The following is a 23867-nucleotide window of genomic DNA, read 5'->3' as shown; positions in this document are numbered from 1 at the left end:
CGCGGGGGGTGCCACCTGAGCGAGTCCTTGCGGCAAGGCCGTGCTCTGACGACGATGCCGACCGTGGAAGCGCTCCCACTGGTTCGGGCCAGACGGTAGCGCCAACTGACGCCAAGGAAAAGAGGAGTTGAGCAAATTCCCTGCGGAGTGCATTCGACTCTTCGCGCATCTTGACGCCGTCGCGGCGCCTCTGCACAGTGGGAGCGCTCCCACTGGTTCGAAGCTTGTCGCTCACCCGTTCTTCCCGTCCCCGTCTCTCCCCCGAGCCGCGAGGAGAACCATCCGCATGTCCGCACATCCCCCACCCAGGCCACCCCGGCCACCCCGGCCGCGCGTGCGACGCAGGCTGCCGGCCGCGTTCGCCGTGGCCCTCTCGCTCTCCCTCCCCCCGGGCCTCGCGGCCGCCGGCGCGACCACCGCCGCGGCCGCAGCGGTGCAGTGCAGCGTCGACTACAAGACCAACGACTGGGGCTCGGGCTTCACCGCCGAGCTCACCCTCACCAACCGGTCCGCGACGGCGCTCGACGGCTGGACCCTCACCTACGACCACTCCGGCAACCAGCAGCTGACCAACGGCTGGAACGGAACCTGGACCCAGTCCGGCAAGAGCGTCCGCGTCGCCGCCCCGGACTGGAACAGGACCGTCGCCGCGGGCGCGGCCGTCACCGCGGGCGCCCAGTTCGCCTACAGCGGGACCAACGCCGCACCCGCCTCCTTCTCCGTCAACGGCATCCCGTGCACCGGAGCCCACCAGCCCCCGGTCGCCGTCCTGACGAGCCCCACGCCGGGAGCCGTCCACACGGCCGGTACCCCCGTCCCGCTCGCCGCCACCGCCGCCGCGGCCGACGGCGCCACCGTGGGCAAGGTCGAGTTCTACAGCGACACCACGCTCCTGGGCACGGACACCACGGCGCCCTTCACCCTCGATGCCACCGGCCTCGCGCCCGGCCCCCACTCCCTGTACGCCAAGGCCTACGACAGCCTCGGCGCCTCCGCCGAGTCGGTCCCCGTCGGCATCACCGTCGCCGCCGGCCCCGCGCTCGTCGCCACTCCCGCGCAGCTCTCCGTACGCCGGGGGGAGAGCGGCACCTTCGACCTGAGGCTCTCCCGGCAGCCCACCGCGAACGTCACGGTGAGCCTCGCCCGCACCTCGGGCAACACCGACCTCGCCGCAACGCCGCCCCGGCTCACCTTCACCCCGGCGGACTGGAACACCGCCCAGAAGGTGACCGTCACCGCCGGGACCACCGGCAGCGGCACCGCCGTCTTCACCGCGACCGCCCTGGGGCACGCCGCGGCCGAGGTGACGGTGGCCCAACTGGCGGCGGACTCCACGTACGACGCCCGCTTCCTCGACCTCTACGGGAAGATCACCAACCCGGCCAACGGCTACTTCTCGCCCGAGGGCATCCCGTACCACTCCGTCGAGACGCTGATCGTCGAAGCCCCGGACCACGGGCACGAGACGACCTCGGAGGCGTACAGCTACCTGATCTGGCTGCAGGCCATGTACGGGAAGATCACCGGGGACTGGACCAGGTTCAACGGTGCGTGGGACGTCATGGAGAAGTTCATGATCCCCACCCGTGCCGACCAGCCGACGACCGGCTCGTACAACGCCTCCAAGCCCGCCACCTACGCCCCCGAGCACGACCTGCCCTCGCAGTACCCGGCCAAGCTCGACGGGGCGGTCGCCGCCGGCGCCGACCCGATCGCCGGCGAGCTGAAGAGCGCGTACGGCACGGACGACATCTACGGGATGCACTGGCTCCAGGACGTCGACAACGTGTACGGCTACGGCAACGAGCCCGGAAAGTGCTCCGCCGGTCCGGCCGCGACCGGGCCCTCGTACATCAACACCTTCCAGCGCGGCCCCCAGGAATCGGTCTGGGAGACCGTCCCGCACCCCACCTGCGACACGTTCGCCTACGGCGGCAGGAACGGCTACCTCGACCTCTTCACCGGGGACTCCTCCTACGCCAGGCAGTGGAAGTTCACCAACGCCCCGGACGCCGACGCGCGCGCCGTCCAGGCCGCCTACTGGGCCGACGTCTGGGCCAAGGAGCAGGGCAAGGGAGCCCAGGTCACCGCGACCGTCTCCAAGGCGGCCAAGATGGGCGACTACCTCCGGTACTCCATGTTCGACAAGTACTTCAAGAAGGCCGGCGACTGCGTCGGTCCGACGCTCTGCCCCGCCGGCACCGGCAAGGACAGCGCGCACTACCTGATGTCCTGGTACTACGCCTGGGGCGGCGCCACCGACACCTCGGCCGGCTGGTCCTGGCGGATCGGCTCCAGCCATGCCCACAGCGGCTACCAGAACCCCCTCGCCGCCTACGCGCTCAGCGAGTACGCCCCGCTGAAGCCCAAGTCGACCACCGGTGCCTCGGACTGGGCGACCAGCCTCGACCGGCAACTGGAGTTCTACCGCTGGCTCCAGTCCGCCGAGGGCGCCATCGCGGGCGGCGCCACCAACAGCTGGCAGGGGCGCTACGCACAGCCCCCCGCCGGAACCCCCACCTTCCACGGCCTCTTCTACGACGAGAAGCCCGTCTACCAGGACCCGGCGTCCAACCAGTGGTTCGGCTTCCAGGCCTGGTCCATGGAGCGGGTCGCCGAGCTCTACGAGCAGACGGGCGACACGGGCGCCAAGGCCGTGCTCGACAAGTGGGTCGGCTGGGCCCTGTCGAAGACGACGGTCAACCCCGACGGCACGTACCGCATCCCCTCCACCCTCACCTGGACCGGCGCCCCCGACACCTGGAACGCCTCCGCTCCCGGTGCCAACACCGGCCTGCACGTCACCGTCGCCGACTACACCGACGACGTGGGCGTGGCCGCCGCCTACGCCAAGACCCTGACCTACTACGCCGCGAAGTCCGGGAACGCCGAAGCCAAGCGGGTCGCCAAGGCCCTCCTCGACGGCATGTGGGCCCACCACCAGGACTCCCTGGGCATCGCCACCCCGGAGACCCGCACCGACTACAAGCGCTTCAACGAAGCCGTGTACGTGCCCAGTACGTGGACCGGCGTGATGCCGAACGGCGACAAGGTGGACTCCTCGTCCACCTTCGCCTCGATCCGCAGCTTCTACAAGAACGACCCGGCCTGGCCGAAGGTCGAGGCCTACCTGGCGGGCGGCGCCGCGCCCGTCTTCACCTACCACCGGTTCTGGGCCCAGGCGGACATCGCCCTGGCCATGGGCTCGTACGCGGAGCTGCTCGAATAACAGCCCGCCCCGCCAGGAGGGTTCCGCGTACGACGAGGCCGGGCAGTCCGCAAGACCCTGCCCGGCCTCCACGCGGGGCCGCCCTGACCGCGCCCGAGTCCGGTCTCCCCCCACCCCATCGAGGAAGGCTCCACCCGTGCCTCCTGTCACCTCCGCCCGTGGCGTGCCGCGTCGCGCGGCCGCCGTGCTCGCCGGCCTCGCGCTGGCCGCCGGCAGCCTCTCCGCCACCGCCCTGACCGTTCCGGTCGCGACGGCCGCCCCCGCGGCCCTGGTTGCCGACACGCCCGTACGGGTCAACCAGCTCGGCTATCTGCCCGACAGCCCCAAGCGGGCCACCGTCGTCGGCTCCGCCACCACCCCGCTCGCCTGGCAACTGCGCGACTCCTCAGGCGCGGTGGCCGCATCGGGCGCGACCACGGTGCGCGGCGCCGACCGTGCCTCCGGACACTCCACCCACCAGGTGGACTTCGGCGCGTACACCGGCACCGGCACCGGCTACACCCTGGTCGTGGACGGCCGGAGCAGCCACCCCTTCGACATCTCCGCAGCGCTGTACGACGGACTGCGCGCCGACAGCATGTCGTTCTTCTACCAGCAGCGCAGCGGCACGGCGATCGACGCCGCACTGGCCGGCGGCAGCGCCTACGCCCGCCCTGCCGGGCACCTGGGAGTCGCCCCGAACAAGGGCGACACCAGCGTCCCCTGCCAGGCCGGGGTGTGCGACTACCGGCTGGACGTCCGCGGAGGCTGGTACGACGCGGGCGACCAGGGCAAGTACGTGGTCAACGGCGGCATCTCCGTCTGGGAGATGGTCAACTCCTTCGAGCGGGCCCGCCGCTCGGGTGGCGACGCGGCGCTCGGTGACGCCACACTGAAGGTGCCGGAGCGCGGCAACGGGACGCCGGACGTACTGGACGAGGCGCGCTGGGAGCTGGAGTTCCTGCTGCGGATGCAGGTCCCCGCCGGGAAGCCCCTGGCCGGGATGGCGTTCCACAAGATGCACGACGCCGCATGGACCGCCCTGCCGACCAGGCCCGAACTCGACTCCGAACAGCGGGAGCTGCACAGGCCGTCGACCGCGGCGACGCTGAACCTGGCGGCCTCGGCCGCGCAGTGTGCCCGGGTGTACGCGTCCTACGACGCCGCGTTCGCCGCGCGCTGCCTGGACGCGGCCCGCCGCGCCTGGACGGCTGCCCGGGCCAACCCGAGCGTGCTCGCGCCTGCGACCGACACCACCGGCGGCGGTGCGTACGACGACGCCGACGTCTCCGACGAGTTCTACTGGGCGGCGGCGGAACTCCTGGCCACCACCGGCGAGTCGCAGTACCGGGACGCGGTCACCTTCTCTCCGCACCACGGCAGGCCCGCCGACGCGTTCTGGTGGGGCGGCACCGCGACGCTCGGCCGGATCACCCTCGCCACCGTCTCCGGAGTGGCCCTGCCCGCCGACGACATCACCCGGCTGCGGGGCCTGCTGACCGCGGCCGCCGACGGCCACCTGGCCACCATGGCCGGACAGGGGTACGCGGTGCCGCTGCCTGCCACCGGGTACGGGTGGGGCTCCAACAGCGCCGTCACCAACAACGCGATGGTCCTGGCCGTCGCGTACGAACTGACCGGCCAACAGCGCTACCGTGCAGGAGCCTTGGAGACCCTGGACTACCTGCTGGGCCGCAACGCGCTCGACCTCTCCTACGTCACCGGCTACGGCGACCGCGCATCCCAGAACCAGCACCACCGGTTCTGGGCACATCAGAACGACGCCTCGCTGCCGCACCCGCCGGCCGGTTCCTTCGCGGGCGGGCCGAACGCGGCGCTCGAGGACCCCGTCGCCAAGGAGAAGCTCCAGGGCTGCGCCCCCGCGGCCTGCTACGTGGACGACATAGGCTCCTACTCCACGAACGAGGTGGCCATCAACTGGAACGCCTCGCTGGCCTGGCTGGCGGCCTTCGCGGCCGAGCGGCGCGGCACACCGGCCGTGCCCGCGGTCCAGGTGGCACCGGCCGGCGTGACCGTCCCGGAGGGCGGTTCCGTACCGGTGGGCGTGCGGCTCTCGGCGGCGCCCGCGCAGAACGTGACGGTGACGGTGGCCCGGACTTCCGGCGACCAGGACCTGTCGGCAGCCGCGACCCTGGTCTTCACACCGGCCGACTGGGCCACGGAGCAGCAGGTTTCGATAGCGGCCGCGCAGGATGCCGACGCGTCACCGGGCAGCGCGGTCTTCACCGCGGGCGGCCCCGGCGCGCAGCCTGCGACGTTCACGGCGACGGAGGCGGACGACGATGCGCCGGGGACCTCCTGCGCCGTCGCCTACCGGATCGACAACGCCTGGGGCAACGGCTTCACGGCGACGGTGACCGTGAGCAACACCGGAACCTCGGCGATCCCCGGATGGACCCTCGGCTGGAGCTTCCCGGGTGATCAGCGCATCGGCAACGCCTGGAACGCCACGGTGAGCCAGTCGGCCAGCACGGTCACCGCCCGGGACGCGGGGTGGAACGGCACACTGCCTCCCGGCGGCAGCGCGAGCTTCGGCTTCCAGGCGACGTACTCGGGCACCAACGCGATCCCGACGCGCTACACGCTGAACGGCGCCGTCTGCTCCTGACGCCCGACCGCGGCGCGGCGGGCCCGGTGGAACGCCGAGCCCGCCCGTCGCATCCCCCGACGGCTGCCCGGCGGCCGACGGATCCGTACGGCAGATGGCGGACGGAACTTGTGGAGCGGCCGCACGCTCAGCAGGCTTGCCCCCATGCTCACACCCGCTCCCGGACCGGTCCGCTCCCCCGGGGCAGCGGCCCGGCGGGCCCGTTCCCGCCGGGCGCTGCTCGCCGGCTGCGTCGGCAACTTCATCGAGTGGTACGAGTTCGGCGTCTACGGCTACCTCGCCACCGTCATCGCGGCGCACTTCTTCACCCCCGAGGGCGGCAGCGCGGTGGAGGGCCTGGTCAAGACGTACGCCTCCTTCGCCCTCGCGTTCTTCTTCCGGCCCGTCGGGGCGGCGCTGTTCGGGCGGCTCGGCGACCGGATCGGCCGACGGCCGACGCTCGTCCTGGTCATCTGCCTGATGACCGGTGCCACGACGCTCATCGGCCTGCTCCCGACGTACGCCACCATCGGCGCGGCCGCGCCGTGGCTGCTGACGCTGCTCCGGGCCGTACAAGGGCTCTCGGCGGGCGGGGAGTTCGGCGGAGCGGTCTCGGTGATGACGGAGAGCGCGCCGCCGGGCCGCCGGGGGCGGTACGGGGCGTGGCAGTCGTTCACGGTCTCGCTCGGCCTGCTCGCGGGCGCCGGTACGACGGCCCTCCTGGCGACCGTACTGACCCCCTCGGACCTGAACGCCTGGGGCTGGCGGGTGCCCTTCCTGCTGACGCTGCCGCTCGGGCTCGCCGCACTGTGGCTGCGCGTCCGCCTGGACGAGACGCCCGCCTTCGTCGCAGCGATCGCCCCGGCGGGCAAACCTGCGCGCCGACCGCCCGCCGGGGAGACGGTGAAGGCCGTCGCGCTGGGTGCCGGGCGGGTCATGGGCTGGTCGGCGGCCGGGTACACCTTCCTGGTGGTCCTGCCCTCCTACCTCCAGAACACGCTGAACGCGACCTTCCAGCAGGCCCTGGTGGCGACCGTGCTGGCGAACCTGGGATTCGCGGCGACCATCCTGCCCGCCGGCGCGCTGAGCGACCGGCTCGGGCGGCGCACGGTGATGCTGGCCGGAGCGCTCTCGGTGGCCGTGCTCGCGCTGCCGCTGCTGAACCTGGTCCAGGACCCGGGCGTGCCCGTGTCCGCTAAGGGAGCCGCGCTCTTCGCCGCGGGGGCCGCCGTCGGACTCATGGCCGGACCCGGTCCCGCGATGCTGTCCGAGATGTTCCCGACCACGGTCCGCTACACCGGGCTGGGGCTGGCGTACGCACTGTCCAACGCCGTGTTCTCGGGATGCGCGGGGCTGATCATCACCAGGGCCGTCGCGTGGACCGGGGACGCCGACATCCCCGCCTACTACGCCGCGGCCGCCTGCGCGGTCAGCGCCGCCGCACTGCTGACCCTGCGCGGCGACGACCACGAGCGGACGCTCCGGTGAACGGCCCGCCGGTGGGCGGCCCGCCGACGGGCATCCGCAGGGCGGGCGCCCTGCGCGTGGTGGGACTGATGTCGGGCACCTCGTACGACGCCATCGACGCGGCCGCCGCAGACCTCTCCCTGGACGGGGACACGCTGGTGCTCACGCCGCTCGGCATGATCAGCACCCCGTACGAGGACGGTCTGCGGGCCGAGCTCGCCGCGGCGCTGCCACCCGCCGCGACGGATCTGGCCACGGTGTGCAGGCTCGACACGCGGATCGGCCGGGCCTTCGCCGCGGCGGCCGTACGGGCCGACCGCGAACTGTGCGACGGCCGGAGCGATCTGACGGCCTCGCACGGGCAGACCGTGTACCACTGGGCCGAGTCCGGCCGGGTGTACGGCACGCTCCAGATCGGCGAGCCCGCCTGGATCGCCGAAGCGACGGGCCGGCCCGTCGTCTCGGGCTTCCGCACCAGGGACGTGGCCGCCGGGGGACAGGGAGCGCCCCTGGTGAGCCTCTTCGACGTCATGTGGCTGCGCGGCCGGCCGGGCGTCCCCGTGGCGCTGAACCTGGGCGGCATCGCCAACGTGACGGTGATCGCGGACCGCCCGGGCGGCGCACCCCTGGCCTTCGACACCGGACCCGCCAACGCGCTGATCGACGCGGCCGTACGGGAGCTCGCGGCCGGGGGCGACGCGGACCGGGGCGACCCGGGCGGGACGCGCTCCATGGACGTGGACGGCGTGCTCGCCGCACGCGGAACCGTGCAGCCGGGGCTGCTGCGCACCCTGCTGGAGGAGCCGTACTACGCCCTGCCCGCACCGAAGACGACGGGCAAGGAACTCTTCCACCTGCCCTACCTGCGCGCGGCGCTGGCCACCTGCGGGCCGCTGCCCGCAGAGGACCTCGTCGCCACCCTGACCCGGCTGACGGCACGGACCGTGGCCGACGCCGTCCGGCCGTTCGGGGCGACGGAGGTGATCGCGTCGGGAGGCGGCACCCGCAACCCGGTGCTGATGCGGTGGCTGCAGGAGGAACTGGGCGGGAGCGAAGCGGGCGTACCGCTGCGGACCTCGGACGAGCTCGGACTGCCGTCCGGCACGAAGGAGGCGTACGCCTTCGCCGTCCTGGGGTGGCTCACCGCGCACGGCCTGCCCGCGACCCTCCCCTCCTGCACCGGCGCCCGGCACCCGAGCGTCCTCGGTTCGCTCACGCCCGGCGCAGCGGGCCGGAACCTGCCCGCACCGCTGACGACGGCTCCCCACCGCCTGATCGTCCGCGCCCCGCGCACGCCCCGGTGAACGCCGCGGCCTACGAGGTGCCGGTGCCGGGGGCGGCAGCGTCGTCGTCGGTCAGGAGACCCGTCCTCAGCCGCTCCGTGATCCGGTTCAGCAGCCGGGACACGTGCATCTGCGAGAGGCCCAGCCGGTCGCCGATCTCGGACTGGGTGAGTTCCTCGCCGAAGCGCAGGGACAGGATCCGGCGGTCCCGGTTACTGAGGGTCGTCAGCAGGGGCTTGAGCGTTTCCAGGCATTCGATGACGTCGTACGCCGCTTCCTCGGCGCCGAGCGAAGACGTCAGCGGCGACGCGTCCGTGTCCTCGCCGAGCGGTGCGTCGAGGGACCCGGCGGTGTAGCCGTTGGCGGCCTGGAGTCCCTCGGACAGCTCGGTCTCCGTGATTCCGAGGCGCTGCGCCAGCTCGTGATCGGTCGGCCGGCGGCCCAGCCGCTGTTCGAGGGCGTCGTAGGCCTTGGCGATGTCGAGCCGGAGCTCCTGCAGACGCCTGGGGACCTTCACCGACCAGCTGGTGTCACGGAAGAACCGTTTGATCTCACCGGTGATGGTGGGGATCGCGAACGTGGCGAACTCGACCCCGCGCTCCACGTCGTACCGGTTGATGGCCTTGATCAGGCCGATCGTGCCGACCTGGATGATGTCCTCCAGCGGTTCCCTGCGCGTGCGGTAGCGGCGGGCCGCGAACTTCACCAGGCTGAGGTTCAGCTCGACGAGGGTGTTGCGCACGTAACTGAACTCGGGAGTGCCCTCCTCCAGGGTGCGCAGCCGCCGGAAGAGCTCGGCGGACAGGGTCCGGGCGTCCGCGGTGCTCACTGCGACCAGGTCCTCGGGGAGGCCGGGGAGGTCGCGGTGGCCGGGGAGGTCCGCGAGGAGCTCGGTATGGACGGGGTCTGCGGTGTCGCGGGCGAGAGGTGACATGTGGAACCTCTGACGGATGGGGCTGCGGCCGGAAGGCGCAGCAGGGGACCGTCGTCGTCTTCCCGATGTCTGTATACCCGCTCACGGGACGCGCTGACCCTTTCCCCTCCCAGGGAACGACAGCCCTCGTGCGATCCTCCGAAGATCGGGAGGTCCTGGGTAGGCCCGGGCTGCCCGGGCAGTCGCCAGTCGTTCCGTCCACCGACGCGATCCGCCCGCCGTGGGCCACCGCGTCCGACCCGGAGGTGCGAGATGCCCGACACGCTCCTGACCGGCGGGGACGCTCCGGCGCGGCTGATCGCGCTGCCCGGTGTGTACCGGCCGCAGTCCGATACGCGGCTGCTGGCCGATGCCCTGGCCCGCGAGGGGCCGGGGCCCGCGACCGAGGTCCTGGAGATCGGCGCCGGCACCGGCGCCCTCGCCCTGCGCGCGGCCGAAGCCGGTGCGCGGGTGACGGCGGTCGACGTCTCCTGGCCCGCCGTGATCGCCACCCGGCTCAACGCACGGCGCCGTCGGCTGCCGCTGCGCGTCCTCCACGGAGACTTCGCCGCGCGCACGCGGGGCCGACGCTTCGACCTCGTCCTCGCCAATCCGCCGTACGTACCGTCTCCCCGGGCCCGTCCGCCCTCGCACGGCGCCGCCCGGGCATGGGACGCGGGCCCGGACGGACGCGCGGTCGTCGACCGGATCTGCGCGGGCGCTCCGGAGCTGCTGCGGCCGGGCGGGGTCCTGCTCATGGTGCACTCGGGCATGTGCGGGGCCGCGAGCACCGTGGACCACCTGAGGCACGGAGGCCTGACCGCCGAGGTGGTGTCACGGGCCGTGGTCCCCTGGGGCCCGGTGCTGCGGTCCAGGCGGGCCTGGCTGCTCGCCCGGGACCTGGCGGACGGGGACGAACAGGAAGAGCTGGTGGTCATCCGTGCCCGGCGCCCCTGACGACTGCCCCGGCAGCTGCCCGGCCGACCGGAACGGGCCCGCCCACGGCGAACGCCGCGCGGCCCGCCGGGTGGCGGTGGATCCGCAGGGCCCGGTGCTGGTCGAAGGGCCCGTAGAGATCGTCCTGGACGACGGGAGCCTCGTACGGTCCGACCGTTTCACGGTCGCCGTGTGCACCTGCCGCCGCAGCCGCACGTACCCCTGGTGCGATACGAGCCACCGCCCCCGCGAACGCCCGGGCGGACCCGACGGCCGCGGCGGACGACCCGACGGACCTCACGCACCGGCCGACCCCGACGGCCCACAGGACAGGAGCACCGGATGACGCCCACCGCCGCCACCGCCACCCCGAGAAGCGGACCCGCCCTGGCAGCGGGCCGGGGCGTACTGTCGGACGCCGTCCTGGAGGCGCTGACCACAGGGCGCCCGCCGACGCACCAGGAGGTCGCCGTACTCGTGGCCGATCCGTGGGGCGAGGATCTCCAGCTCGCCCTCTACCTGCTCTACGAACTCCACTACCGGGGCTTCGAAGAAGTCGGCGACGACCGGGAATGGGACCCGGACCTGCTCCGCCTGCGGCAGGCGATGGAGACCCGCTTCCTGCACGCCCTGCACGCTGAACTCGCCGACGCTCCCCGGTCGGTCGGGGAGGCCTTCGCACCGCTCCTCGTCGAGCCGGTCGACCTCACGGACAGCATCAGCCACCTCCTGGAAACACAGGGCGAGCTCTGGCAGTTGCGCGAGTACGCGGCCCTGCGCTCCCTCTACCACCTCAAGGAAGCCGACCCGCACGTCTGGGTCGTGCCCCGGCTCACGGGCCGGGCCAAGGCCGCCATGGTCGCGATCGAGTACGACGAGTTCGGCGCGGGGCGGGCCGCGGACATCCACGCGCAGCTCTTCGCCGACCTCATGGACGACCTCGGCCTGGACCCCACGTACGGCAGGTACCTGGACCACGCCCCGGCCCCGGTCCTCGCCACGGTCAACCTCATGTCGCTGTTCGGCCTGCACCGTGCCCTGCGCGGCGCCCTGGTCGGTCACTTCGCCTGCGTCGAGGTGACCTCCTCACCCGGCTCGCGCCGGCTGGCCAAGGCCATGCGCCGATGTGGGGCGGGCCCGGCCGCGGAGCGCTTCTACGCGGAACACGTGGAGGCCGACGCCGTGCACGAGCAGGTCGTACGGCGCGAGGTGATCGGCGGACTCCTCGCCGACGAACCCCACCTGGAGCCCGACGTGGCCTTCGGCTGCGCGGCCACGGTCCTGCTGGAGGACCGCCTCGCAGCGCACCTGCGCGAAGCCTGGGAGAGCGGCCGCTCCGCGCTGCGGACGCGGCTGCCGGCGGCACCGTGAGGCGCTACGTCCGGGTGGCCGTGGATAACTCCCCGGGTGAGGGGTGGAATGTCCGCCGCAGAATTTCAGGACCGGTCGACAGCTAAGGACGGAATTCCCGGGTAGGCGCGGTCCAGGCACCCAGACGGATCAACCGGTCCGTCGTATTCCCGACACGAGAACGAGGGCACCATGATCTTCATCGGACTCATCCTCCTGCTCATCGGATTCCTGACCGGGATCTCCATTCTGTGGACCATAGGAATCATTCTGCTCGTGGTGGGGGCGGTGCTCTGGATCCTCGGATCGGTCGGGCATGCGGTCGGCGGACGACGTCATTACTGGTAACCGGACCGTGAATTCTCCGGAGATCCAGGCAGCCGGGCCCGCCTGATGCGTCGGCACGATATCGTCGTCATCGGTGCGGGCTCCGGCAATGCCGTCATCGACGATTCGTTCGCCGGTCTCGATGTGGCGATCGTCGAGGAGAAATGGTTCGGCGGAACCTGTCTGAACGCGGGCTGCATTCCGAGCAAAATGTTCGCCTACGCCGCACACGTGGCCCGGACGGTCTCCGGAGCCGGAACGTACGACGTGGGCGCCGAGCTGCGTGGCGTGCGCTGGAGGGCGATGCGCGACCGGGTGTTCGGACGCCTGGACGCCGAACGCGAGGAGGGCCGCCGGGGGCGCCGGAAGGCCGACTCCGTCACCGTGTACGAGGGAACGGCGCGTTTCACCGGCCCGCGGGAGCTGCGGATCGCCTGCGCGGACGGCTCCGTCGACATCGGCGCCCGGCAGATCGTCATCGCCGCCGGAAGCCGCCCGCTGGTACCGCCGCCCGTGCTCCGGTCCGCGCTGCCGTACGAGACGTCCGACACCGTCATGCGGATCGACGCCCCGCCCCGCCGTCTGGCCGTCCTCGGCGGCGGCTACATCGCGGCCGAGCTCGCGGAGGTGTTCGCGGCGGCCGGCAGCTCCGTGGTCATCGTGGAGAAGGAGGACCGCCTGCTCGGCCAGCAGGACGAGACGGTCGCCGAACGGTTCACCGAACTGGTCCGTTCCCGCTACGACCTCAGGCCCGGCCGGGAACCGACCGCCGTGGGCGGCCGCCCCGGCGCCCTGCGGCTGACCCTGGACGACGCCTCGACGGTCGAGGCGGACATGCTGCTGGTCGCGGCGGGCCGCGTGCCGAACAGCGACCGGCTCAACCTCGGCTCCGCGGGCGTCGCCCTCCACGACGACGGCCGCATCGTCGTGGACGCGTACCAACGCACCACCGCGGAAGGGGTCTTCGCGCTCGGCGACATCTGCACACCCGTACCGCTCAAGCACGTGGCGAACCGCGAGGCGCAGGTCGTCGCCCACAACCTCCGCCACCCGGACGACCTCGTCGAAGCCGACCACGACCTGGTGCCCGCGGCCGTCTTCACCAGCCCCGAGATCGCCTCCATCGGCGCCACCGGGCAGGAGTGCCGGGACCGGGGCCTCGATCCGCTGGTGGGCGAGGCCCGGTACGCGGACATCGCCTACGGCTGGGCGATGGAGGACACCACCGGCTTCTGCAAGGTGCTCGCCGAACGCGGCACCGGCCGCCTGCTCGGCGCCCACCTCATGGGCCCCCAGGCCGCCACGCTCATCCAGCCCCTCGTCCTGGCGATGACCCTGGGAGTCGACGCACTCACCCTGGCCGGATCCCCGTACTGGATCCACCCGGCGCTCACCGAGCTGGTGGAACGGGCCCTCCTCGACCTCGACCTCGGCCCCGCCCCGCCGCCTGGCCGGCGGCGGGACCCGGAGAGACCCGGGGTTTGAACCGACCGCCGTCGAGCAGGCGCTCTGCGCATCGAAGCCGACAACCGAACCGAGCAGGAGGGACGTGGCATGGCCGCGGACAAGCAGGAGACCCAGGACGTCGTCGCCTTGATCCTCAAGGACCACCGCAGGATGGAGGACCTCTTCCGCCGGATGCGCAGCGTCGAGGCGGACCGGGCGGGCGCCCTCGCGCAGTTCTCCGCGCTCCTCGTCGCGCACGGCGAGGCCGAGGAGGCCGAGGTGTACGGCGCGCTGAAGAGGTTCAAGGACGTGGACAACGAGGAGGTCGAGCACGGGACGAAGGAGCACGCCGAGGGCAACGAGGCGCTGCTCGCCCTGCTGGAGGTGGCCGAGGTGGGTTCCGAGGCGTGGGACGCGCGGCTGGAGGACCTGGTCAAGGCGGTGAACCACCACCTCGACGAGGAGGAGCGGACCATCCTCAACGACGCCAGGGAGAACGTCCCGGACGAGCGGCGCGCCGAGCTCGGGGCGGCGTTCCTCAAGGAGCGGGAGCGGCAGCTCGCCGCCGACTGCGGCAGCGTCGAGAACGTGCGCGCGACCGTACGGGGATGATGCGGACCGGCCCCGCACGGGAGGGGTGATCATGGAGCGGAGGGGTAGCCGCAGGTCGTGATCACGGTCGGAGTCGAAGAAGAGTACCTGCTGCTGGATCCCACCACAGGACTGCCCGCGCCGTTCGTCGAGGACGTACGCCGCACGGCCGGCCTGGGACCGCTCACCGAGCGGGGCGAGGTCCAGGACGAGCTGCTCCAGTCCCAGATCGAGGTGGCCACTCCCGTCTGCTCCAGCCTGGAGGAGGTGGGTGGCCACCTCCTGCGGCTGCGCCATGCCGTCGCCTCCGCCGCCGAGGAGAACGGCTGCAGGATCGCCGCCACCGGTGCTGCGCCCCTGCGGGGGCCCCTGCCCGTACCGGTGACCCGGTCGCGGCGCTACCTGCGGATGGAGGGGCAGGCACGTCAACTGGTCGACGAGCAGCTGATCTGCGGCATGCACGTCCACGTGTCCGTACCCGATGCCGACACCGGTGTCGCCGTACTGAACCGGATCCGCTGCTGGCTGCCGACGCTGCTGGCCATGTCCGCCAACTCCCCTCTGTGGGACGGGCGCGACACCGGGTTCGCCAGCTGGCGCACCATCGTCTTCGGCCGCTGGCCGGTGAGCGGGCCGCCGCCGGTCTTCGACGGCTTCGCCGACTACGAGCGGAGGCTCGAAGCCCTGCTGTCGACCGGGGTGATCGCCGACCGTGGCCAGGTGTACTGGCAGGCCCGGCTCTCCGACCGCTACCCGACCATCGAGGTGCGCTGCCTGGACGTGCAGCTCCGCGCCGACGACGCCGTCATGTTCGCCGGCATCGTCCGCGCACTGGTCGCCACGGCGATCGCGGAGGAGGCGGCGGGCCTGCCCCTGGCCGTGACCATGCCGGAGCTGGTCCAGGCCGGGAACTGGCATGCGGCCCGCCACGGCTTGAACCGCACCCTGGTGGCTCCCTCCGGCATTCCGCAGAGCAGCGGTGACGTGCTGTGTTCGCTCGTGCGCCACATCGCACCGGCCCTGGAGGAAGCGGGTGACGTCCGCGAGGTCACCGCCCTCGTCCACCGCCTCCTGCGGGAAGGCACGCCTGCCGACCGCCAGCGCCGGGCCCTGGCCGACGGCGGGATGCCCGGCCTGGTGGGTCTGCTCACGGGCGCGACCGCCTCCGGTTGAGCGCCGGGGCACCGGGTGTCGCCTTCCACGACCGGCACCATCGCTCCGGCAGGGGGAGGATGAAACGGAAGGGCTCATTGCGACTGCCCCGCGCCGGCACCGGCGCAGAGGGGAGAGGGTGATGGGACGGACGGATCCGGTGGCGGACGCACCGGGAGCCGCGGCGCGGCGAGCGTTCGAGTTGGTGTTCCCCGGGGTGACCGAGGGAGACCGGGACGTCGTGCGGGTGACCGCCACGGACCGTAAGGGGCCGGGAGGCCATACGGTCTACGAGGACGCCACGGGCATCATCCAGGCGGAGATCAGCGACCGCTCGGAAGTGCGCGTGCTGGCCACCGGGGCCGGCCAGGAACCGGCCCACGGGGTCACGGCCCGCCCCTTGCCGGGATGATCCCCGGGTCCACCGGGGCGCGGAACCAGTCGCGGAACTAGGCCGTGTGTCGAAAGTGGATCTTGAACTGTGAATGATCACGGTTCATGGGGCGGGGAGATCTCACGGACGAGCAGTGGGCGGTGCTGGAACCGCTGTTGCCGAAAGGCGTCAGGTCGGGTCGGCCGCCGGTCTGGTCTCGGCGGCAGCTGATCGACGGCGTACGGTTCCGGGTCCGGACCGGGGTGCCGTGGCGGGACGTCCCTGTCGAGTACGGACCGTGGAACCGGGTCTACGACCTGTTCCGGCGGTGGCAGCGGAACGGCACCTGGCAGCGGATCCTCACCCGGCTCCAGTCCCTGGCTGACGCAAAAGGTGCGATCGTCTGGGACCTGAGCGTCGACTCCACGGTGTGCCGTGCCCATCAGCATGCGGCCGGGGCCCGCAAGCGGGGTGACCTGCAGAAGGAGCCACCGGGCGGCATCTTCACCGAATCTCAGGATCATGGGCTGGGGCGCTCGCGCGGCGGGTTCACCACCAAGCTCCACCTGGCCATCGAACAGGGTCAGAAGCCCATGGCGATCGTGGTCACGGCCGGACAGCGCGGGGACTCGCCGCAGTTCGAACCCGTGCTGGAGAAGGTCCGCGTGCCCCGCATCGGACCGGGCCGGCCACGCATCCACCCCAACCGCGTCCGGGCCGACAAGGCGTACGCCTCCCGTAAAAACCGCGCCTACCTGCGCAGACGTGGGATCCGCTGCACCATCCCCGATAAGGCCGACCAGGCGCGCAACCGTCAGAAGCGCGGCTCCCGCGGCGGCCGGCCGCCGCATTTCGACCCGGTCGACTACCGCGAGCGCCATGCGGTCGAGTGCGGGATCAACCGCCTCAAGAGGAACCGCGCCCTCGCCACTCGGTACGACAAGCTCGCTGTCCGCTACGAGGCGACCGTGCTCGTTGCGGCCATCAACGAGTGGCTTTGAACGGAGGTAGCTCTCCCGTTCTGGTTCACCAGTCCCGGCCGGCGGTCAGCTCCTCTGCGTCTGCTTCCGTGAACTCGTATGCCGACGCGACGAAGCAGAACTCGTCACAGATCCACTCCCGCGCGACGGTCTCGATCTCGCTTCCGGCCGCCACGAACTCCCTGTCCAACAGGTTGAACTCCTCCGTCGCAGCCTGGGTGAGTGCATACAAGCTCTCCAGGTCCGACGGCCGCTCGGCCTCGATGCGCTCGCACAGCCGCAGCAGGATCGCCTTCCCCCGATCGACCACGTGACCAGGGAAGTACGAGTCGTCGTACATCTGCCGCAGAAACGCGTGTCCCGCTACCTGCTGGTTTGTGATCGGCATGGCACTTCCCTACCTCCGCGAAAGGCTGACGCGCCGATCATGCACAGCACCACTGACAACGACGCTCCCATGGACGCCGAACCTCACGCGAGCAGGACTTTCACAACAGGCCCTAGCTGCCCGTCGTGCCGTCGAGCATCTCGCGCAGGATGTCCAGGTGGCCGTTGTGGCGGGCCGTCTCCTCGGTGAGGTGGAGGAGGATCCAGCGCAGGTCGACGTGCAGGCCGCCGCGGACAGCGCGTTCGGCCCGCTGGTCCAGGGCCGTCGAGGCGACCAGTTCGCGGTAGCGGGCGCTCTGGTCGGCGTACTCGTCGAGGAGCTGCGCGAGCGGGAAGTCCACGGCGATGCGCATCTCGCGGTCGGGGTCCTCGTCGGTCCAGGGACCGTGGTCCTCCTCGCCGAGGAAGACCACCTGGAACCAGTAGTACTCGACCCAGCGCAGGTGGTTGACCACCCCGCTCAGGGTCATCAGCGGCGAGCCCGGCAAGAGCGCCTTGCGCGCGTTCTCGGCGGAGACGCCCGTGCACTTGGCGCGGGCGCCGGCACGTGTGTAGTCGAGGAACGTGGTGAGCTGCGTGCGCTCGTCCCACGCGGGAGGTGTGTCGTCGATTCTTGTCATCCCGCGCATAGTCCCTGGTCGGAGCGTCGGGTGTCGAGGGATTATCCGAAGCGGCCCCGGGTCGGATCCCGCAGGGAACGGCCGCGGACACCGGGCCGCCGGCGGCGCGGCGAACCCGTCGAGCCGGACCGGCAGTTCGCGTGCCTCGGCCGGCACCGGGCCGGGCCCGCGGGGTGTGCCGGTGAGGCTTCACCCGGTCGGGTCTTGCGGGGGCGGGTGGCTGCCGCGAATGGCCCAGGATCGGGACAGCGGACAGGCCGTGCGTCGGATGAGATGCCTAACGTCGCTTCCAGACACATCGGTGCGCGCAGCTTGTGGAGGTGCCATGTCCCGTCGGGGCCGCCTGCTCGCGGGCGTCTGCGTGACCACGGTCGCCGTCGGCCTGCTCCTCACCGGGGGCGCCCTGACCACGCCGCCGCGGCAGGACTCCGGCAGGCGGGCCGACGGCGAGATCGCGGTGGGGGCCTACCTCCACTACGGATCGCCCGGCGTCGAGCGGATGAAGGGACTCTCGCGCTGGCTCGGGGGTACCGAGCTGCGCGCCGGTCACACCTATCTGCCGGGCGACACCTGGGCGAACATCGAGGGGGCGCCCGATTCCCTGCGCACCTGGGCACGGTGGCGCAACGGGAAGGCCGACCGGCTGTTCGTCCTGAACGTGCCGATGCAGGAGCGCAACGAGGCCCGTCTCCCCGACGCCCGGGTCGCCGAACTGATCCGCACCGGCGCGCGGGGCACGTACGACCACCACTTCCGGCGGCTGGCCCAGCGCCTGGTCGACCTCGACGTACGGGACACCGTGATCGTGCTCGGCTGGGAGATGAACGGCTTCGACTACACCCACCGGTGCCGGCCCGACCCGGAGAACTGGAAGAAGTACTGGCGGCGCATCGTGGCCGCCATGCGCTCCGTGAAGGGGCAGGACTTCCGGTTCGACTTCGCCCCCAACCGCGGCGGCGACGCGATCGCCTGGACCCGCTGCTACCCGGGTGACGACGTGGTCGATGTGGTCGGGATGGACTCGTACGACCAGGAGCCCGGCCGGACCTTCGACGAGCAGGTCGCCCAGCCCTACGGACTGCAGCACCAGGTCGATTTCGCCAGGGCCCACGGCAAGGCGACCTCGTACCCCGAGTGGGGGCTGTTCCGGCACGGCGACAACCCCGAGTACGTGCGGCGCATGCTGGCGTGGATCGAGGAGCACAGGCCGCTGTACCACAGCATCACGGACTTCTGCCCGCACGGCGTCTGGCAGTGCGGGCAGAATCCGCGCTCCTCACGGGTGTTCCGGGACTCCCTCTCCAGCTCCGGCGGTGCGCCGTGAACGCTCGTCGGCGTCACTGGAGCCGGGACACGTCCACCGAGTCGGCGGGGGCGGGCGGATCGGCCTGGACGGGCTCGTCGAAGGCGGAGAAGGAGGCCTCGACCCGCTTGTCGGGCGCTTCGGCGCCCTGGATCCGCAGGAGGTACGGCCGGTCCTCGGTGGAGACCTGGTAGGTGCCCGTTTCGTCGCCGTGCCGGCTCGTGACGGTGATGGCCGGGCGGCCGTCGACGGTGGTCCGCGATCCCTTGGTCAGCTGTTCGTCCGCCGGCTTCGAGGAGAACTCCTTCTTGAAGAAGTCCAGGTCGCACACGTCGGCGAAGCCGCGCAACAGGGGGCTGTGCGTAGTGCCGTGCAGATAACGGCCGTTGACGAGCGCGATCGCGTCCTCGGCCGCGGGGCCCGGTACCTGCGCCCGCAGCAGGGCGTCGTCGAGTCTCATCCACACGTCGTCGCCGCGTTTGACGATGTCGGCCGTGCCCGAACCGCCGGGAGGCCTGACGGTGCCGACGCAGTTGCCCCCCACGTCGAAGCGGAGGTCCAGAGCGGTGGTGCCCGCCTTGTCGGTCACTTCGGCCACCATGCGCATGGACGTGACACCGGACATGGCCTCGCGCGAGGCGTCCGCGATGCCCTGGGCGCTCTTGCCGGCGATGCCGTTGTCGTCTGCCCGGGCGGCTCCCTCGCCCAGGACTCCCGCGCCCAGGAGGATCAGCGAGCAGAAGGCTCCGGCGGCCGTGCTACGGGCCGCTGCTGCCCGGGGTGCGGACATGGCGGGCCACCTCCTTCCGACGCGGCCCCACCCCAACAGCGTAGGTCCGCGCCGTGGCGGGCGCAGTCCAGAGGGCCGCTGGTCACGGGCTTCCGGGAGGCCCCGGCAGCGTCCGCGGGGCAGGCTGTTCCCATGAGGTCACATCTCCCATGAGGTCACATCCCCGATCGCCCGCTCGGCCGGGAGCGTCCTCCCGGCCGGGAGCAGGCGGTCACGGTGCGTTCCTGTACACACTGGCGCAGTGTGCGCCGTTCATGATCGCGCTGGGCGTGCTGGGGATCGAGCTCTCGCCCGCACACGACCTGGTCACCGGGCCCGTCCTCACCACGACGCCGGCCCTGGCGGCGCTGACCATGGGCCCGGTGGGCACACTGTCCGCGGCCGCCCTCGCCGCGGGCGTGAACGCGACCTCCGCGACGTACAACCACTCGTGGGGAACCCAGACCCAGCTGATCATCGGGAACTTCCTGGGGATCATCGTGGTCTCCGTGGCCGGTGTCATCCTGAGCAACGCGGTACGCGCGCGCAGACAGAGCGAGCTCGACCAGGTCCGCCGGATCGCCGTGGCGGCCCAGGAGGTCGTCCTGCGGCCCGTCCCCGAGCTCCTGGGCCCGGTACGGACGGCCAGCCTGTGCCTCACGGCCGGGACGGGGGCACTGGTGGGCGGCGACCTGTACGACGCGGTGCAGACGCGCTACGGGGTCCGCATGATCGTGGGCGACGTACGGGGCAAGGGGCTGTCCGCCATCCGCGCGGTCGCGGTGGCCCTGGGCGCCTTCCGGGAGGCCGTGCACTACGAGGACGAGGTGCAGGAGGTCATGAACCACTGCGCGGCCGCGCTGCGGCGCGAGGCCGCCGTGCCGGGCACGTACTCCCAGACGGAACTCCCCGAAGTCCTCATGGAGGGATTCACCACGGCGCTCATCGCCCAGGTGTCGGACGAACCGGTGGTGCACCTGGTCAACCGCGGCCATCCCCCTCCGCTGCTGCTGCGCGAGGGCAGGGTCCGGGCCCTGATGCCCGGTGTGCCGCTGCTGCCGCTCGGACTGGAAGACCTCGTCGACGGGCCTCCCGCCGAACCCGAGAGCTTCCCGTTCCTGCCCGGCGACCGGCTGCTGCTCTACACCGACGGCGTGATCGAAGCCCGCAACGGTGACGACGAGTTCCTTCCCCTGGTGGAGACCATGGAGGAGATACCCGCAGGCACCTCCCCCCGGGAATTCCTGGACGAAGTGCACAGGGCCCTGCTCCGGCACACCGAGGGCAGTTTGACGGACGACGTGGCGATGATCCTCGTGGACCGGCTCGCCTGAAGCCCGGCCCGGCAGACGAGGGCTCCGTCACGGGCCGTCCGCGCCCCGCCGGCGCATCCCGATCTTGACGGCGCCGAAGAGGACCTTGGCGACGACTCCCACCACGACCAGGTCGGCGGCCATCTGGGCCGTGGTCAGGGCGCGGGCGGTCTGGGTGGCGGGGGAGATGTCGCCGAAGCCGACGGTCGCGAACACCGTCACCGTGAAGTACAGCGCGTCGGTCCGGGTCAGGGGCTCCGAGAAGGACGCCGGTACCGCCTTGGCGAGCAGGAAGTACGACACGGCGAACAGGACCAGGAACAACGGCACGGCGGTGGCCAGTGCCTCGACGGCACGCACCCTGGGGTACTCCGCATGGGCGATGGCGGAGACCTGCCAGGCGACCAGACCGCCGAACAGCGCGAGCCCGAGGACCAGGAGCGCGACGGTGAGGACGCCGAACCCGCTCTCCAGGGGGACCAGGTAGAACAGGGTGGTCAGCGCGGCGACCGATGCGGTCGAGCGGAGCAGGCAGACCGCCAGCAGCCGACGGAGCCGCGGCGATCGGCGCCCGCCACTCCCGTCGTCGCTCATGACCACTCCTCGCACCGGACCGGGATCTCCCTGCGCATCCCCGGGGCGGGCAGAGCGCTGGAGCCATTGCAGCACCGGTCGTGACGGCCTGCATCTCCTGGACTCCGGCATCTCCTGGAGTCCGGCACCTCCCGGACTCCGGCATCTCCTGGAGTCCGGCACCTCCCGGACTCCGACAGCTCCTACGCTCCGGCAGCTCCCGCGTCTCCGGAGGCGAGCGAGGCCGCCAGGGAGGGGTAGTCCAGGACCAGGCCGTCGTCGTCGAAGACGACGTCCGCGCGGAAGCCGTCGGACTCGTAGCGGACGCGCGTGCCGTGCTCGGCGCGGCCGAGGGGCGTGTACGTCTGCCGGTTCGCGACGACGGCGAGGTCCGGGACGGAGACCCAGGCCATGAGGAAGTGGTGCGGTCCGGCTCCGGGCGGCCGGTGCAGGCCGTGGCGGAGCACGGGCATGGTGTTGGTCAACGGGCAGAGGCCCAGGTCGCAGTCGAGCGCGCCGTCGAGATCGGGGCGGTACGCGCCGTCCACGGTCCAGCGTCCGGAGTCGTGCCGCAGGTCCAGCGCGCGGGTCGACGCGGCCGTCTCGACCGTCACGTGGAGGCGCGAGGTCACGTAGCCGCCGGAGGTTTCCAGTGCGTACGTCAGCCAGTACGGCTCGGGGTCCCGGCCGACGGCGTGACCTCGTGCGGTCAGGGAGTCCGCGCCGAGGTCGACCCAGGCGGTCGAGTAGCCCGAGCCGGGGAACACCTCCCAGGTGCGTGCGAGGCGTCGCAATCCGCTCATGCCTGCACCGTATCCGCCCTCGCGCCGCCCCGGGCCGGCCGGCGGCGCGGCTCGCGGGATTCCCGTCAGGTGCCGGCGGAGGCGCGCCGGATCGCGTCGAGTGCGCGCGCCACGTCGGCGTCGGTCGTCGACCAGTTGCTCACCGAGATGCGCATGACGCGCCGACCGCGCCAGCTGGAGCCGCTGATCCAGGCCGTGCCGTCGTCGAGCAGCCGGGCGAGGACCCGCTCCGTGCGCGCGTCGTCGCCGAACTCGGCGCAGACCTGGGTGAACACCACGTCGTTGAGGACGGTCGCGCCGTCCGTCCCGGCGATGCCGGCGGCGAACGCGGTGGCGTGCCCGCACAGCCGCTCGACGAGGTCGGCCACGCCCGATCTGCCGAGGGACCTGAGCACCGCCCACACGGTGAAGGCCCGCCCGCGACGGGAGAGTTCGGGGACCTTGTCGACGGGGTCGCCCTGCTCGTGCTGGATCAGGTAGTCGCCGCGCAGCCCCATCGCCGCCCGGACCGCGGAGGGATCGCGCACGAGGGCGAGGCCGCAGTCGTAGGGGACGTTCAGGGTCTTGTGGGCGTCCGTCGCCCAGGAATCGGCGTCCGCGCAGCCCGCCGTCAGGTGTGCGTACCGGGGGGACGCGGCCGCCCACAGCCCGAACGCACCGTCCACGTGCACCCACGCGTCCGCCGCGCGAGCGGCGCCGATCGCCTCGGCGAAGGGGTCGAAGGCCCCGGAGTGGATGTCTCCGGCCTGCAGGACCACGAGCGTGGGGCGCTGCCCGCCGTCCGCCAGGGCGCGCCGCAGGGCCGCGGGCTCGATGCGGCCCTGTCCGTCCGCCGGGATCAGTTCGGGCTGCCCGAGCCCCAGGTAGCGCAGCGCCAGGTCGATGGCCATGTGGCGGTCCTCGCCTGCGAGGACCCGTACGGCCGGACCGCCGGTGAGCCCGTCGCGGGCGACGTTCCAGCCGGCACGCCGCAGCACCGCGTCGCGCCCGGCGGCGAGGCAGGTGAAGTTGGCCATCGTGGCACCCGTGGTGAAGCCGACGGCGCTGTCGGCCGGCAGTCCGAGCAGGTCCAGGAGCCAGGCCCCGGCGACCTCCTCCACCGCCGAGTACGCGGGCGACGCGGCGTGCATGACGCAGTTCTGGTCCCAGGCACTGACGAGCCAGTCCGTGGCGAGCGCGGCCGGCTCGGTGCCACCGACCACGAACCCGTAGAAGCGGCCGCTGGGAAACGCGGTGAGGCCCGGCTCGCAGGCCGTGGCCAGCAGGTCGACGACATCGGCGGGTGCACTGGGAGCGGCGGGCAGTTCGCGGCCGAGCGCGCGCACGATCTCGTCGACCGAAGCGCGGGCGGGAACCCGGCGGTCGTCCAGGCTCGCCAGCCAGCGGACGGCATGGTCGTGTGCCCGGCGGAGCGCTGCCTCGCGGGCGTCCATACCTCGGACTATGAGCCAGGAGCCACCACCCC

Annotated in this window: 21 protein-coding genes and 1 pseudogene; 15 read left to right on the top strand and 7 right to left on the bottom strand. The window is 72.2% G+C overall.

Annotated elements, in window-relative coordinates:
• The first annotated feature begins 286 nt into the window (after window positions 1–286).
• From ACZ60J_RS03520 to ACZ60J_RS03505, 4 genes are all read left to right on the top strand, one after another.
• Window positions 287–3229 (top strand): glycoside hydrolase family 48 protein, encoded by a 2943-nt coding sequence (locus ACZ60J_RS03520; protein ID WP_469678690.1) that lies wholly within the window; start codon window positions 287–289, stop codon window positions 3227–3229.
• Between the two features lie 136 nt (window positions 3230–3365).
• Window positions 3366–5837 carry a glycoside hydrolase family 9 protein gene (locus ACZ60J_RS03515; protein ID WP_469678688.1) on the top strand — a complete coding sequence of 824 codons (2472 nt, stop codon included), beginning with the start codon at window positions 3366–3368 and terminating at the stop codon, window positions 5835–5837.
• A 144-nt stretch (window positions 5838–5981) separates the two neighbouring features.
• A complete protein-coding gene (locus tag ACZ60J_RS03510; RefSeq protein ID WP_469678686.1) occupies window positions 5982–7304 on the top strand; it encodes an MFS transporter in 1323 nt (440 codons plus the stop codon).
• Window positions 7305–7354: 50 nt separating this feature from the next.
• Window positions 7355–8587: an anhydro-N-acetylmuramic acid kinase gene (locus ACZ60J_RS03505; RefSeq protein ID WP_469679102.1), complete on the top strand. Its 1233-nt coding sequence runs from the start codon at window positions 7355–7357 to the stop codon at window positions 8585–8587.
• A gap of 10 nt (window positions 8588–8597) precedes the next feature.
• Here ACZ60J_RS03505 and ACZ60J_RS03500 read toward each other — a convergent pair whose 3' ends face one another.
• The gene (locus tag ACZ60J_RS03500) at window positions 8598–9500 is read right to left on the bottom strand and encodes a SigB/SigF/SigG family RNA polymerase sigma factor (RefSeq protein WP_469678684.1); all 903 of its coding nucleotides are present in this window, start codon (window positions 9498–9500) and stop codon (window positions 8598–8600) included.
• Window positions 9501–9752: 252 nt separating this feature from the next.
• Between ACZ60J_RS03500 and ACZ60J_RS03495 the strand changes: the two genes are divergently transcribed.
• From ACZ60J_RS03495 to ACZ60J_RS03455, 9 genes are all read left to right on the top strand, one after another.
• Window positions 9753–10436: a HemK2/MTQ2 family protein methyltransferase gene (locus ACZ60J_RS03495; protein WP_469678683.1), complete on the top strand. Its 684-nt coding sequence runs from the start codon at window positions 9753–9755 to the stop codon at window positions 10434–10436.
• The gene (locus ACZ60J_RS03490) at window positions 10420–10761 is read left to right on the top strand and encodes a CDGSH iron-sulfur domain-containing protein (RefSeq protein ID WP_469678681.1); all 342 of its coding nucleotides are present in this window, start codon (window positions 10420–10422) and stop codon (window positions 10759–10761) included. The genes ACZ60J_RS03495 and ACZ60J_RS03490 overlap by 17 nt, the downstream gene beginning before the upstream one ends.
• Window positions 10758–11786 (top strand): iron-containing redox enzyme family protein, encoded by a 1029-nt coding sequence (locus ACZ60J_RS03485; protein WP_469678679.1) that lies wholly within the window; start codon window positions 10758–10760, stop codon window positions 11784–11786. The genes ACZ60J_RS03490 and ACZ60J_RS03485 overlap by 4 nt, the downstream gene beginning before the upstream one ends.
• Before the next feature lie 171 nt (window positions 11787–11957).
• Window positions 11958–12113: a DUF6131 family protein gene (locus ACZ60J_RS03480; protein WP_469678677.1), complete on the top strand. Its 156-nt coding sequence runs from the start codon at window positions 11958–11960 to the stop codon at window positions 12111–12113.
• Between the two features lie 45 nt (window positions 12114–12158).
• A complete protein-coding gene (locus ACZ60J_RS03475; RefSeq protein WP_469678675.1) occupies window positions 12159–13577 on the top strand; it encodes a mycothione reductase in 1419 nt (472 codons plus the stop codon).
• A 69-nt stretch (window positions 13578–13646) separates the two neighbouring features.
• A complete protein-coding gene (locus ACZ60J_RS03470) occupies window positions 13647–14150 on the top strand; it encodes a hemerythrin domain-containing protein (RefSeq protein WP_469678673.1) in 504 nt (167 codons plus the stop codon).
• A gap of 57 nt (window positions 14151–14207) precedes the next feature.
• On the top strand, window positions 14208–15302 hold the full coding sequence (locus tag ACZ60J_RS03465) for a carboxylate-amine ligase (protein WP_469678671.1): 1095 nt from the start codon (window positions 14208–14210) through the stop codon (window positions 15300–15302).
• A 121-nt stretch (window positions 15303–15423) separates the two neighbouring features.
• The gene (locus ACZ60J_RS03460; protein ID WP_469678669.1) at window positions 15424–15693 is read left to right on the top strand and encodes a DUF6296 family protein; all 270 of its coding nucleotides are present in this window, start codon (window positions 15424–15426) and stop codon (window positions 15691–15693) included.
• Between the two features lie 86 nt (window positions 15694–15779).
• Window positions 15780–16655: an IS5 family transposase gene (locus ACZ60J_RS03455; RefSeq protein WP_469678667.1), complete on the top strand. Its 876-nt coding sequence runs from the start codon at window positions 15780–15782 to the stop codon at window positions 16653–16655.
• A gap of 25 nt (window positions 16656–16680) precedes the next feature.
• Here ACZ60J_RS03455 and ACZ60J_RS03450 read toward each other — a convergent pair whose 3' ends face one another.
• Window positions 16681–17022: a DUF5713 family protein gene (locus tag ACZ60J_RS03450; protein ID WP_469678665.1), complete on the bottom strand. Its 342-nt coding sequence runs from the start codon at window positions 17020–17022 to the stop codon at window positions 16681–16683.
• A gap of 112 nt (window positions 17023–17134) precedes the next feature.
• Window positions 17135–17641, bottom strand: a complete 507-nt coding sequence (locus ACZ60J_RS03445; protein WP_469678663.1) for a DinB family protein — start codon at window positions 17639–17641, stop codon at window positions 17135–17137.
• 325 nt (window positions 17642–17966) lie between these two features.
• Here ACZ60J_RS03445 and ACZ60J_RS03440 point away from each other — a divergent pair.
• Window positions 17967–18944: pseudogene (locus tag ACZ60J_RS03440) on the top strand (glycosyl hydrolase); the annotation flags it as partial.
• Between the two features lie 34 nt (window positions 18945–18978).
• Here ACZ60J_RS03440 and ACZ60J_RS03435 read toward each other — a convergent pair.
• Window positions 18979–19734 (bottom strand): hypothetical protein, encoded by a 756-nt coding sequence (locus ACZ60J_RS03435; protein ID WP_469678661.1) that lies wholly within the window; start codon window positions 19732–19734, stop codon window positions 18979–18981.
• 254 nt (window positions 19735–19988) lie between these two features.
• On the opposite strand from ACZ60J_RS03435, the gene ACZ60J_RS03430 reads away from it, so the two are divergent.
• A complete protein-coding gene (locus ACZ60J_RS03430; RefSeq protein ID WP_469678659.1) occupies window positions 19989–21047 on the top strand; it encodes a PP2C family protein-serine/threonine phosphatase in 1059 nt (352 codons plus the stop codon).
• A gap of 27 nt (window positions 21048–21074) precedes the next feature.
• On the opposite strand, the gene ACZ60J_RS03425 is transcribed toward ACZ60J_RS03430, so the two are convergent.
• The 3 genes from ACZ60J_RS03425 to ACZ60J_RS03415 all read right to left on the bottom strand — a co-directional run bounded on the left by ACZ60J_RS03425 (window position 21075) and on the right by ACZ60J_RS03415 (window position 23835).
• Window positions 21075–21620, bottom strand: coding sequence for a potassium channel family protein (locus ACZ60J_RS03425; protein WP_469678657.1), 546 nt, complete (start codon window positions 21618–21620; stop codon window positions 21075–21077).
• Window positions 21621–21802: 182 nt separating this feature from the next.
• Window positions 21803–22402, bottom strand: a complete 600-nt coding sequence (locus ACZ60J_RS03420; RefSeq protein ID WP_469678655.1) for a putative glycolipid-binding domain-containing protein — start codon at window positions 22400–22402, stop codon at window positions 21803–21805.
• A 65-nt stretch (window positions 22403–22467) separates the two neighbouring features.
• Complete coding sequence (locus ACZ60J_RS03415; RefSeq protein WP_469678654.1) at window positions 22468–23835, bottom strand: pyridoxal phosphate-dependent decarboxylase family protein; 1368 nt, start codon at window positions 23833–23835, stop codon at window positions 22468–22470.
• Between the last annotated feature and the right edge of the window lie 32 nt (window positions 23836–23867).

Source organism: Streptomyces sp. NPDC104226 (assembly GCF_055584085.1).
The sequence above is the reverse complement of the archived record's forward strand: the minus strand, read 5'-3'. Positions and strand labels throughout refer to the sequence as shown.

What these genes read in the sequence shown, in the direction of transcription:
- ACZ60J_RS03495 (WP_469678683.1), top strand. Translation starts at nt 9,753, where the DNA reads ATGCCCGACACGCTCCTGACCGGCGGGGACGCTCCGGCGCGGCTGATC.
- ACZ60J_RS03460 (WP_469678669.1), top strand. Translation starts at nt 15,424, where the DNA reads ATGGGACGGACGGATCCGGTGGCGGACGCACCGGGAGCCGCGGCGCGG.
- ACZ60J_RS03480 (WP_469678677.1), top strand. Translation starts at nt 11,958, where the DNA reads ATGATCTTCATCGGACTCATCCTCCTGCTCATCGGATTCCTGACCGGG.
- ACZ60J_RS03500 (WP_469678684.1), bottom strand. Translation starts at nt 9,500, where the DNA reads ATGTCACCTCTCGCCCGCGACACCGCAGACCCCGTCCATACCGAGCTC.
- ACZ60J_RS03520 (WP_469678690.1), top strand. Translation starts at nt 287, where the DNA reads ATGTCCGCACATCCCCCACCCAGGCCACCCCGGCCACCCCGGCCGCGC.
- ACZ60J_RS03420 (WP_469678655.1), bottom strand. Translation starts at nt 22,402, where the DNA reads ATGAGCGGATTGCGACGCCTCGCACGCACCTGGGAGGTGTTCCCCGGC.
- ACZ60J_RS03435 (WP_469678661.1), bottom strand. Translation starts at nt 19,734, where the DNA reads ATGTCCGCACCCCGGGCAGCAGCGGCCCGTAGCACGGCCGCCGGAGCC.
- ACZ60J_RS03445 (WP_469678663.1), bottom strand. Translation starts at nt 17,641, where the DNA reads ATGACAAGAATCGACGACACACCTCCCGCGTGGGACGAGCGCACGCAG.
- ACZ60J_RS03430 (WP_469678659.1), top strand. Translation starts at nt 19,989, where the DNA reads ATGATCGCGCTGGGCGTGCTGGGGATCGAGCTCTCGCCCGCACACGAC.
- ACZ60J_RS03510 (WP_469678686.1), top strand. Translation starts at nt 5,982, where the DNA reads ATGCTCACACCCGCTCCCGGACCGGTCCGCTCCCCCGGGGCAGCGGCC.
- ACZ60J_RS03450 (WP_469678665.1), bottom strand. Translation starts at nt 17,022, where the DNA reads ATGCCGATCACAAACCAGCAGGTAGCGGGACACGCGTTTCTGCGGCAG.
- ACZ60J_RS03470 (WP_469678673.1), top strand. Translation starts at nt 13,647, where the DNA reads ATGGCCGCGGACAAGCAGGAGACCCAGGACGTCGTCGCCTTGATCCTC.
- ACZ60J_RS03415 (WP_469678654.1), bottom strand. Translation starts at nt 23,835, where the DNA reads ATGGACGCCCGCGAGGCAGCGCTCCGCCGGGCACACGACCATGCCGTC.
- ACZ60J_RS03455 (WP_469678667.1), top strand. Translation starts at nt 15,780, where the DNA reads ATGGGGCGGGGAGATCTCACGGACGAGCAGTGGGCGGTGCTGGAACCG.
- ACZ60J_RS03475 (WP_469678675.1), top strand. Translation starts at nt 12,159, where the DNA reads ATGCGTCGGCACGATATCGTCGTCATCGGTGCGGGCTCCGGCAATGCC.
- ACZ60J_RS03425 (WP_469678657.1), bottom strand. Translation starts at nt 21,620, where the DNA reads ATGAGCGACGACGGGAGTGGCGGGCGCCGATCGCCGCGGCTCCGTCGG.
- ACZ60J_RS03485 (WP_469678679.1), top strand. Translation starts at nt 10,758, where the DNA reads ATGACGCCCACCGCCGCCACCGCCACCCCGAGAAGCGGACCCGCCCTG.